General features: G+C 40.1%; 1 protein-coding gene. It reads left to right on the top strand.

The features are described from left to right. Positions 1-1809, top strand: a 1809-nt coding sequence (locus G561_RS0113430) for a transferrin-binding protein-like solute binding protein (RefSeq protein WP_162165212.1), incomplete at its 5' end; no start/stop codon positions are given. Between the last annotated feature and the right edge of the window lie 147 nt (positions 1810-1956).

Here is a 1956-nt window from a genome sequence, read left to right as displayed (position 1 = left end):
CCGACTCCAACACCGACTCCAACACCGACTCCAACACCGACTCCAACACCGACTCCAACACCGACTCCAACACCGACTCCAACACCGACTCCAACGCCTACGCCTACGCCAGAGCCAACGCCAGAACCTGTTAATCCAGATGCGGCTCCTGATTCAATAATTTCTGCAATTCAGAGTAGTTTTGTAGGTGGAAAAGACAGTGGAATATCCAATAATTCTACTGATTACTACGATAGTCTTACATTGAATGCTGATGATGCTGGCAAAACCTTTATCTTGATACCCGTTATTCATAATCCAATAGACGCTACCTTGAAGGAGGGTGATGATGTAGATTTGACTAATGGGTTTATGAGAACCGATGGGTATAAAACTGAAAAAGTTAGCCCGAACAAACTTATAAGTAATAAGGTTAACTACACTTCTGTTTATAACAACTTCGATAATCAGATGCAGATAGGTCACGTTTATGGTGACATAAAAGGTCCTGCGAACCTTGTAAGAAAGTCAACGTTATCTAGCACTTATGTGATGGGTAATGCGACAAACCTTTCAGATATGTCTTATATGGAACAGCTAGGTCAATACAACATTGATGAAGGAATCAATGATGGAACTGTCAAATATGAAGGGGTAGCCAGCTACATTGGAAACAGTAAAGAAGATATTATTGATAATGGTGCCTTAGAAATAGGTGAGTCTGAGTTTGATGTTAACTTTGTTGATAAAAAGGTTGATGGAATACTTAAATTCTATGAAACCAATGACAAAATCATTAAAGCTAATATCTCTGGGAACAGTTTTTCAGGGCAGGCAAATGATTTAACCACAAGTGGTGGTTTCTACGGTGAAGATGCTAAATTATTAGGTGGCATATATCAAGACACTCATGGCAAAGGAACTTACGGAGCTAGTAAGTTTGATCCAAATGCAGGTCCAGTACCTGTTAAGAAAGAATTAACCGGATTCCAGTCAACCACATTGAGTAGTAAGGAGAGAACCCTTCCATTTGGTCAAGGCCAATTAGAAAACGCAGTGGGTTATGTAGCAATTCGCAATGATAAATCAGACTTTACTGAGACTACCATCGAGAGTGGCGCTGAAATCCCTGTAGACAATGGTCAAGGCGATAACTTCAAGAGTTTCGATCAAGGGTTAATCCGTGCAGACATGGTTCAACCGGCGAGTGTGTTAAAACCAATTAGAGTTAATCTTAAAAGCTCAGGTGAAGTAGTTGTAGATGCTGGGAAAGATGGATTCAACCCAACCTATAAGTACAGCTCTGTGTATCAGAACTTTGATGAGCAGATGCAAGTAGGCCATGTTTACGGTAACTTTGATTCATTAGCAGGCGATGTTTCTCGAGCTACTAATGTGTATGTACAAGGTTATGCTACAGACCAAGCCGATATTGATGCTTTGAAGCAAGTTAATGACGGTCAAGCTAACTACACAGGTGTTGCGACGTATATTGAAAATATTCATTTAGATGATAATGCTAATACTGCACCAGTTGATGGCACGTCAAACTTCGATGTGGACTTTGTAAATAGTACTGTGTCAGGTGAGCTTGCCTTTGACGGTAACTTAAAGTACAACCCAACTGGCAAGATTGCCATAGAAGCAGACATCTTAGGCAACACTTTTGCTGGCAATATAAATGGCATCGATACAGCTGGAGGATTCTATGGTGATGATGCTAATTTCTTAGGGGGTATTTACCAAGATGCTTCAGTTGAAGGTGGCAAAGGAACTGTTGCTGGCACAGGGACCACATTCCAAGGTACCTTTGGAGCAGAAAAGCAATAATTGGTAAATGTGAATATATATTTATAAAAAACGTCCCAATTGGGGCGTTTTTCCCTTTTATATTATGATATTATACCCCACTCTCAACACTTTATTAGCAATTCAAACTGAAGAGGCGGGTTACCAAGTTTTTTATTTAAAAGAAAA

The organism is Psychrobacter phenylpyruvicus DSM 7000 = NBRC 102152 (assembly GCF_000685805.1).
Taxonomy (GTDB): Bacteria; Pseudomonadota; Gammaproteobacteria; order Pseudomonadales; family Moraxellaceae; genus Psychrobacter; species Psychrobacter phenylpyruvicus.
The sequence above is the reverse complement of the archived record's forward strand: the minus strand, read 5'-3'. Positions and strand labels throughout refer to the sequence as shown.